Annotated in this window: 7 protein-coding genes; 2 read left to right on the forward strand and 5 right to left on the reverse strand. The window is 71.7% G+C overall.

All coding sequences use genetic code 11. From position 1 onward, the window contains the following. Positions 1-111 precede the first annotated feature (111 nt). From C4U44_RS15875 to C4U44_RS15895, 5 genes are all read right to left on the reverse strand, one after another. Positions 112-1,149: an ABC transporter permease gene (locus C4U44_RS15875; RefSeq protein WP_103886444.1), complete on the reverse strand. Its 1,038-nt coding sequence runs from the start codon at positions 1,147-1,149 to the stop codon at positions 112-114. After that, positions 1,146-2,681, reverse strand: a complete 1,536-nt coding sequence (locus C4U44_RS15880) for a sugar ABC transporter ATP-binding protein (RefSeq protein WP_103886445.1) — start codon at positions 2,679-2,681, stop codon at positions 1,146-1,148. The genes C4U44_RS15875 and C4U44_RS15880 overlap by 4 nt, the downstream gene beginning before the upstream one ends. Positions 2,682-2,684: 3 nt before the next feature. Then, positions 2,685-3,725 carry a sugar ABC transporter substrate-binding protein gene (locus tag C4U44_RS15885; protein ID WP_103886446.1) on the reverse strand — a complete coding sequence of 347 codons (1,041 nt, stop codon included), beginning with the start codon at positions 3,723-3,725 and terminating at the stop codon, positions 2,685-2,687. A 106-nt stretch (positions 3,726-3,831) separates the two neighbouring features. Next, the gene (locus C4U44_RS15890; protein ID WP_103886447.1) at positions 3,832-4,626 is read right to left on the reverse strand and encodes an SDR family NAD(P)-dependent oxidoreductase; all 795 of its coding nucleotides are present in this window, start codon (positions 4,624-4,626) and stop codon (positions 3,832-3,834) included. Further along, a complete protein-coding gene (locus C4U44_RS15895; protein WP_103886448.1) occupies positions 4,623-5,939 on the reverse strand; it encodes an L-fuconate dehydratase in 1,317 nt (438 codons plus the stop codon). The genes C4U44_RS15890 and C4U44_RS15895 overlap by 4 nt, the downstream gene beginning before the upstream one ends. Positions 5,940-6,096: 157 nt before the next feature. Here C4U44_RS15895 and C4U44_RS15900 point away from each other — a divergent pair, with 157 nt between their 5' ends. Beyond that, positions 6,097-7,116, forward strand: coding sequence for a hypothetical protein (locus C4U44_RS15900; RefSeq protein ID WP_235032119.1), 1,020 nt, complete (start codon positions 6,097-6,099; stop codon positions 7,114-7,116). 169 nt (positions 7,117-7,285) lie between these two features. Further along, on the forward strand, positions 7,286-8,245 hold the full coding sequence (locus tag C4U44_RS15905) for a PAC2 family protein (RefSeq protein ID WP_103886450.1): 960 nt from the start codon (positions 7,286-7,288) through the stop codon (positions 8,243-8,245). Positions 8,246-8,424 lie beyond the last annotated feature (179 nt).

Genomic DNA, 8,424 nt, shown 5'->3' on the forward strand with positions numbered 1-8,424 from the left:
TCTCCTTGGGGTGTGCGTCGGTGCGGGGCCGTGCCGGGGCCGGGTGCGGGGAACGCGCGGCGCTCCCGTCACCCGGCCCGTGATACGGCGGCCGGCCCGCCGTGGCCGGGACTAGTCCTCCTGCTCCCCGCTGGCGAACCGGGAGATGATCAGCGCGACGATGATGATCGCACCGTAGAGGAACTGGTTCCACAGCGGCGGCACACCGCCGAGTGTCATCACGTTCACCACGAGCTGGAGGGCGACCACACCGGTGAGGGCGCCGAACAGGGTGCCGCGCCCGCCGTTGAGGCTGATCCCGCCGATGACAGTGGCCGCGAAGACCTGGAAGATCCAGTTCTGGCCCTGGGTGGAGGAGATCGCGCCGTAGTGGCCGACGTAGAGCACACCGGAGAACGCGGCGAGCAGGGACGCGATGGCCAGGACGGTCCAGGTGATCAGGTCGACCCGGATGCCGGCCGCGCGGGCCGCCTCCTTGTTCCCGCCGATGGCGTACAGCGCGCGGCCGTGCCGCAGGTAGCCCAGGGCGAGGCCGCCGACCACGAACAGCACCAGGCAGATCCAGATCGCCGCCGGGGCGCCGATCCAGGAGGCGCCGCCGAGGTAGGAGAAGGACTTGGGCACCTCGACGATGGACTTGCCCTGGGAGATGCCGACCTGGAGGCCGCGCAGCATGGTGAGCATGCCCAGCGTGGCGATGAAGCCGTTGACTCTCAGTTTCAGGATCAGGAAGCCGTTGAAGCTGCCGACGATCAGGCCGACCAGCAGGCAGATCGGTATCGAGGTCCAGCCGGGCAGCAGGCCGATGCCGTGGTAGGTGGCCGAGCCGGTCCTGGGCATCACCAGCCACATGGCGATCACCGGGGCCACACCGATGGTGGACTCCAGTGACAGGTCCATCCGGCCCAGGATGAGGATCATCGCCTCCCCGAGCACGAGCAGGCTCAGCTCGCTGCACTGCTGGAGCACGCCGATCAGGTTGTCGGAGGTCAGGAACGTCGGCGAGACGATGAAGCCGACCACGCCCACGATGAAGATCACCGGGATCAGGGACAGGTCGCGGTAGTTGGCGACGCGCAGCCGCGCGACGGCCCGCTTCGGCTGGTCTGGAGCGGCCGCTTCCGCGGTCAACTGGCTGGTGTCACTCATTCCTCGGTCCCCTCGTGGCCGCCGTCCGGCAGCCCTTCCATCGCCGAGACCAGGTCCCGGTCACTCCATCCACTGCCGAACTCGGCGATGACCTGCCCGTGGAAGAGCGCGATCACCCGGTCGCAGACCCGCAGGTCGTCCAGTTCGTCGGAGACGATCACGGCCGCGTCCCCGCGGTCGGCGACGCCTCGTACCACGCCCAGCAGCGCGTCCTTGGACTTCACGTCCACGCCCGCGGTGGGCCGGATCGCCACCAGTACCCGCGGCTCGCGGGCCAGTGCGCGGGCGATGACGACCTTCTGCTGGTTGCCGCCGGACAGGTCCGACACCGGCTGGGAAGGGCCGGAGGTCTTGATGTCCAGCGAGTTGATCATCCGCTGGGCGAACTCCCGTGTCCGGCCCGGCAGGACGGTGCCGTACGGGCCGAGCTGGTCGGTCACCGTCAGGGTGGCGTTCTCCGCGACGCTGCGGTTGAGCACCAGGCCCTGGCGGTGCCGGTCCTCCGGCACGTAGCCGATGCCGGCGCCCAGCGCGTGCGGCACGCTCCCGGGCTTGACCGGCCGGCCGCCGACCAGGGTGCGGCCGGCGGTCGCCCGGCGGAGCCCGACCAGGGTCTCGCCGAGCGCGGTGTTGCCGCTGGCGGTGGCTCCGGCCAGGCCCAGCACCTCGCCCGGGCGGACCGCGAAGTCGACCGGCTCGAAGGCGTCCGCGAGGGCCAGGCCCTCGGCCCGCAGGACCGCGCCGTCCTCGTCGGCGGCCGTGGCCGCCTTCGCCTTGGCGTGCCAGCCGGCCGTGCCGCCGGGCGCCTCCCCGGTCATGGCCTCCACCAGCGCGTCCTTGCCCAGCTCCGCGACGGGCGCGGTCAGCACGTGCCGTGCGTCCCGGTAGACCGTGACGGTGCTGCACAGGTCGTAGACCTCCTGCAGGTGGTGCGAGATGAAGAGGAACGCCACGCCCTGCCGCTGGAGTTCGCGCAGCTTGGTGAAGAGCCGGTCGATGCCGGCCGCGTCGAGCTGCGCGGTGGGCTCGTCGAGGATGATGAACCGGGCGCCGAACGACAGCGCCCGCGCGATCTCCACGAACTGGCGCTGCTCCACGGTGAGGTCACCCGCCCGCACGTTGGGGTCGACGTCGACCCCGTACTCGCCGAGCAGGTCGCGGGCCCTGGCCCGCAGCGCGGACCACCGGATCCGCCCGCCGCCGAAACGGTTGAGGAACAGGTTCTCCGCGACGGTCAGGTGCGGGACCACCATCGACTTCTGGTAGACGCACGCCACCCTCGCCTGCCAGGCGGCGGTGTCCCCGGCCGCCGGCGCCGGTTCGCCCTGGAACCGGACCTGGCCGGCGTCCGGGTGCTGCAGCCCGGTCAGCACGGACACGAGGGTGGACTTCCCGGCGCCGTTGCGGCCGACGAGCGCGTGCGAGTCGCCGGCCGCGACGGTGATGCCCACCCGGTCCAGGGCCACGGTGGCCCCGAACCGCTTGACGATGCCCTCCGCGTGGACCGCGGAGGGCGGAACGGCCTCGCCCATGGGTCAGCTCTTCCCGAGCTGGTTGGCCCACAGGCTGGGGTCGTCCACGTTGGCCTTGGTCACCAAGGGCGCCGGCAACTGGTCCTCCAGGCCGTTCGGGATCTTGATGATGGTGGAGTCGTGGTCGGTCGGGCCGGGCTTGAAGGTCTTGCCCTCCATGGCCGCCTTCGCGTAGTACAGCGCGTACTTGGCGTAGGTGTCGGCGGGCTGGGAGATGGTCGCGTCGATCTCGCCGGCCTTGATCGCCTTGAACTCCTCCGGAATGCCGTCGTTGGAGATGATGGTGATGTGGCCCGCGGTGCCGGCCGGCTTGAGCAGGCCCTTCTGCTTGAGCAGCGCGAGGGTCGGCTGCAGGAAGACGCCACCGGCCTGCATGTACAGGCCGTTGAGGTCGGGGTTGGAGGCCAGCGTGGTCTGGAGCTTCGCCGAGGCGGTTGCGCCGTCCCAGTTGGTGACGAGCGGGATCACCTTGATGTTGGGGAAGTTGGTCTTCATGCAGGAGGCGAACGCCTCGGAGCGGTCCCGGCCGTTGATGGAGGACAGGTCGCCCTCGAACTCGGCCACCTTGCCCTTGCCCTTGAGCTGCGCGCCCAGGAACTTGCACGCGTTGGTGCCGTAGGCCCGGTTGTCGGCGCGCACCACCATGTACACCTGCCCCTTGTCCGGGCGGGTGTCCACGCTGATCACGGGTATCTTCTTCTTCGCCATCTGGTCGAGGGTGGAGGCGATGGCACCGGTGTCCTGCGGGGCCATCACGATCGCCTTGGCGCCCTCGTTGGCGAAGCTCTGCACGTTGGCGACGAGCTTGCCGATGTCGTTCTGCGAGTTGGTGCGCGGCAGCGCGGAGACCGCGCCGGCCTTGACGTCCTTTTCGATGTAGCCGTTGTACGAGTTCCAGAAGTCGCTGTCGGAGCGCGGCAGGTCGATGCCCACCTTGCCCGAGTTGCCTCCGGCCTTGCTTTCGCTGCCTCTGTTGCAGCCCGCCAGCGCGGTGACCGCGAGCAGAGCGGCGCAGGCGGCCACGGTCGTCGTGCGCAGTCTCATCGTCGAGTCCTGCCCTTCCGGGTTTGGGGTGATGTCGGCTCTGTGAAGGGTGGAGCGGGTGAAGACGGTGGAGAGAGAGGGGACGGTGCGGACGGATGGTGCGGGACTAGTCGGCCGCAGGGCGCAATCGCAGCCCCTGCATGCCGCCGTCGACGGCGAGGGAGGCTCCGGTGACGCTCGCCGCCGCCGGACTGGCCAGGTAGACGATCGCCGCGGCGACCTCGTCGGCGCTGACCAGCCGGCCCATCGGCTGCCGGGCGTTGAGTGCCGCCCGCTCGGCGGCCGGGTCCTCGGCCTGGCCGAGCAGGCGGCCGACCCACGGGGTGTCGGCGGTGCCCGGGTTGACGCAGTTGACCCGTACGCCTTCCCGGACGTGGTCGGCGGCCATCGCCAGGGTGAGGGCGAGTACGGCGCCCTTGCTGGCGCTGTACAGGGCCCGTTGGGGCAGGCCCGCGGTCGCGGCGATGGAGCAGGTGTGGGTGATGGAGGCGGTGCCGGGCCGGGACTCGGCGGCCTTGCGCAGGTGCGGGAGCGCGGCCCGGGCGGTGCGCACCAGGCCGAGGACGTTGATGTCCATGACCCGCTGCCACTCGTCGTCGGGGTTGTCCTCGACGGTGCCGATGGCGCCGATCCCGGCGTTGCCGACGAGGATGTGCAGGCCGCCCAGCTCGCCCACCGCCTCGGCGACCGCGGCCCGGACGCCCTCGTCGGAGGTGACGTCGGCCTGCACCGCGAGGGTGCCCTCGGGAGCGCCGGCCGGATCGCGGTCCAAGACGGCGACCCGCGCGCCGCGGGCGGTCAGCAGCCGCGCGGTGGCGGCGCCGATGCCGGAGCCGCCGCCGGTGACCAGGGCGGTCAGTCCGGCGAGGTCCTGAGAGGGAGCGGGGTCGGTGGAGGTCATCGGGTCAGCTCCTGTCGGGCCACCCAGACCGGGCCGTCCGGGTAGCGGTAGTCGGTGAGGGTCGCGGGGAGCATGCGCGCGGAGAAGCCGGGGGCGTCGGGCGCCTGGTAGCGGCCGTCGCGCATCACCACCGGGTCGGTGAAGTGCTCGTGCAGGTGAGGGACGTACTCGATGACCCGGTCGTCCCAGGTGCCGGAGACGGCCACGAAGTCGAACATCGACAGGTGCTGGACGAGTTCGCACAGCCCCACCCCGCCCGCGTGCGGGCAGACCGGCACGCCGAACTTGGCGGCCAGCAGCAGGATCGCCACGTTCTCGTTGACCCCCGCCACCCGGGCCGCGTCGATCTGCACGAAGTCGACCGCGCCGGCCTGCAGCAGTTGCTTGAACACCACGCGGTTGGCGACGTGTTCGCCGGTGGCGACCCGGATCGGCTGCCCGGCCCGCACGGCGGCGTGTGCGAGCACGTCGTCGGGGCTGGTCGGCTCCTCGATCCAGTACGGGTCGAACGGTGCGAGCGCGCGCATCCACTCGACGGCCTCGGCGACGTCCCACCGCTGGTTGGCGTCGACCGCGATCCGGATGTCCGGGCCGACCGCCTCCCGGGCGAGCCGCATCCGGCGCAGGTCGTCGTCGAGGTCGGCACCCACCTTCAGCTTGATCTGGGTGAAGCCGGCCGTGACCGCCTCCTTGGCCAGCCGGGTCAGCTTCTCGTCCTCGTAACCGAGCCAGCCGGGCTCGGTGGTGTAGGCGGGGTAGCCGCGGCGGCGCAGCAGTTCGGCCCGTTCGGCCCGCCCGGGTTCGGCCCGGCGCAGGATCTCCAGCGCCTCGTCGCGGGTCAGCGCGTCGCTGAGGTAGCGGAAGTCGACCAGGTCGACGAGTTGCTCCGGGGTCATCCCGGCCAGCAGCTCCCACACCGGGCGGCCGGCCTGGCGGGCGGCCAGGTCCCAGGCGGCGTTGACGACCGCGCCGGCCGCCATGTGCATCACGCCCTTCTCCGGGCCCAGCCAGCGCAGTTGCGAGTCGTGGGTGAGCAGCCGGTAGAAGGCGCCGAGATCACCCGTCACGCTGTCCACGGTGCGGCCGACCACGTAGGGTCGCAGTGTCTTGATCGCGGCGGCGACGACGTCGTTGCCGCGGCCGATCGTGAAGCACAGGCCGTATCCCGCCAGGCCGGTGGGCGAATCGGTACTGAGCACCACGTAGGCGGCGGAGTAGTCGGGGTCGGGGTTCATGGCGTCCGAGCCGTCGAGCTGCTCCGAGGTCGGAAAGCGGATGTCGTACACGTCGACCTCGGTAATGGTCGGACTCATGCACACTCCCGTCGCGAGACATCGGATCTTTTTTCGATGATCCGATGTATAGCCGTGGAAGGTGGCATCCGTCCAGGGGGGAGCCCGAACTTTGTCGATTACAGATCGGATGTCTCAACGTCTGCGCGCCCGGGCATCGGGGCTGGTGGGACGCCTGATGACACGGCGGACGGCGCTGCGGTGGCTCCGACGTGCGGCGATCGGCGGCACCGCGCTGGCGGTGGTGGCGGTGCTCGGCGCGGCCGGCGCGCTGCGCGCGCAGTACGCGGGCAACCCGGCCGCCGCCGGCCGCACCCGCGGCCACGACGCGGTCTGGCTCGGCCACGCATGGGTCGACGGCACCCGCACCCCCGCCGAACTCGCCCTGCTGCGCGCGCGGGTACGGGGCACCGGCATCCACGACCTGTACGTCCACACCGGCCCGCTCTCCGCCGACGGCAGCCTCGACCCCCAGCTCTACCCCGCCGCGGCCGCGTTCATCGCCGACGTGCACCGCGAACTTCCCGGCATCCGCGTGCAGGCGTGGCTCGGCGACACCGTCGCCCACGGCGGCACGCCCGGGCTGCACCTGGACGACCGCGCGGTCCGCGAGCGGATCCGCGACTCCGCGCAGCAGGTGCTCGACGCGGGCTTCGAGGGCGTCCACCTCGACCTGGAGCCGGTGCTGTCCGGCGACGCCGGCTACCTGCGCACCCTCGAGGCCGTCCACGAGCTCACCGGGGACCGCGGGGTGCCGCTGTCCGCCGCGGCACCGCAGATCGACCCGCTGCCGCACCTGCACGCGCTCTCCCAACTGGCCTTCACCCACCCGAAGTGGTGGTCCCAGCGGTACTTCGGGCAGGTCGCCGCCCGCGTCGACCAGATCGCGGTGATGGCCTACGACACCTCGATGCCCACCGAGTCCCTCTTCGGCGGCTACGTCGCCCAGCAGACGTCCCTGGCGCTGCACGTCACCCCCGCGACCACCAACCTCCTGATCGGGCTGCCCGGTTACCACACCGAGGACATGGGCCACCACGGCTACGCCGAGACCGTCGGCGCCGCCGTGCGCGGCGCCCGCGTGTCACTGGCCCGCACCGCCCGCGACCGGCGCGCCTTCGGGCTGGCGCTGTACGTCGACTTCGGCGCCAGCACGGGCGACTGGACCGCGTACCGGACCGGCTGGGGCACGCCGTGAGGAGTAATGGCGGCGCCGCGGGCTGCGGCGCGGCCTGCGTGACGCCGTAGGCTGGTTCCCGTACCGCGAAGAACGAAGAGGGACGCAGAGGGACGCTGAGGATGCGCCAGGAACGGCAGCCGGCGCGGGGACGGTACAGCCGCCCCCGCCGGCCGGAAGGAGGAACTGGGTGATCGAGTTGGAGGGAGTTCCCGAGCTGATCGACCCGGTCATGGTGGCCGCCTTCGAGGGCTGGAACGACGCCGGGGACGCCGCCTCCACCGCGGTCGACCATCTCGACCGGGAGTTCAAGGGGGAGGTCTTCGCGGCGCTCGACGCCGAGGACTACTACGACTTCCAGGTCAACCGGCCCACGGTCTGGATGGACGGCGGCACCCGGAAGATCACCTGGCCGACGACGCGGCTGTCCGTGGTCCGCATCCAGTCGCCCACACCCCGCGACCTGGTGCTGGTGCGCGGCATCGAGCCCAGCATGCGGTGGCGGTCGTTCTGCAACGAGATCCTGGGGTTCGCCCACGAGCTGGGCGTGGAGCTGGTGGTGGTCCTCGGCGCGCTGCTCGGCGACACCCCCCACACCCGGCCGGTGCCGGTCACCGGCGTCACCTCCGACGCGGAGCTGGCCACCTCCATGAATCTGGAGGAGTCCCGGTACGAGGGGCCCACCGGCATCGTCGGCATCCTCCAGGAGGCGTGCGCGCACGCCGGCATTCCCGCGGTGAGCCTGTGGGCCGCCGTGCCGCACTACGTGTCGCAGCCGCCCAACCCGAAGGCCACGCTGGCTCTCCTCAACCGCCTGGAGGACCTTCTCGACCTGCGCATTCCGCAGGGCGAGCTCCCCGAGGACGCACGTGCGTGGCAGGTCGGCGTCGACCAGCTCGCCGCGGAGGACAGCGAGGTCGCGGAGTACGTCCAGTCGCTGGAGGAGGCGCGCGACACCGCGGAGCTGCCCGAGGCGTCGGGGGAGGCGATCGCGAAGGAGTTCGAGCGGTATCTGCGGCGGCGCGACCCCGGGGATTACGCGAGTAGCGAGGGTACCGACGGAGTACCCCACTTCCGCGGGAAGCCCGCTCCCCGGGAGGACCCCTCCGGGGAGGAAGAGAACGACGAGGAAGAGGGCACCGACCCGTAAGACGGCCCCCTCCCCCGGAAGCAAGGGTGCCCTGGCGCCATGAGGGCGCCCCTCCCCCGGGAACAAGGGTGCCCTCGTGCTCAAGGGTGCCCCCTTGGGGGCGCGGGGAACTGCGCGCTCAGCCCTCGCGGCGCAGCCAGGGGCCCGCAGGCCCAGCCCCTGCGGCGAGTGCTCGGACG

Source organism: Actinacidiphila yanglinensis (genome assembly GCF_900107965.1).
GTDB lineage: Bacteria > Actinomycetota > Actinomycetes > Streptomycetales > Streptomycetaceae > Actinacidiphila > Actinacidiphila yanglinensis.

Excerpts from the sequence above, each read along its gene's own strand:
- C4U44_RS15880 (WP_103886445.1), bottom strand. The coding sequence starts at position 2,681 with ATGGGCGAGGCCGTTCCGCCCTCCGCGGTCCACGCGGAGGGCATCGTC.
- C4U44_RS15890 (WP_103886447.1), bottom strand. The coding sequence starts at position 4,626 with ATGACCTCCACCGACCCCGCTCCCTCTCAGGACCTCGCCGGACTGACC.
- C4U44_RS15885 (WP_103886446.1), bottom strand. The coding sequence starts at position 3,725 with ATGAGACTGCGCACGACGACCGTGGCCGCCTGCGCCGCTCTGCTCGCG.
- C4U44_RS15875 (WP_103886444.1), bottom strand. The coding sequence starts at position 1,149 with ATGAGTGACACCAGCCAGTTGACCGCGGAAGCGGCCGCTCCAGACCAG.
- C4U44_RS15895 (WP_103886448.1), bottom strand. The coding sequence starts at position 5,939 with ATGAGTCCGACCATTACCGAGGTCGACGTGTACGACATCCGCTTTCCG.
- C4U44_RS15900 (WP_235032119.1), top strand. The coding sequence starts at position 6,097 with ATGACACGGCGGACGGCGCTGCGGTGGCTCCGACGTGCGGCGATCGGC.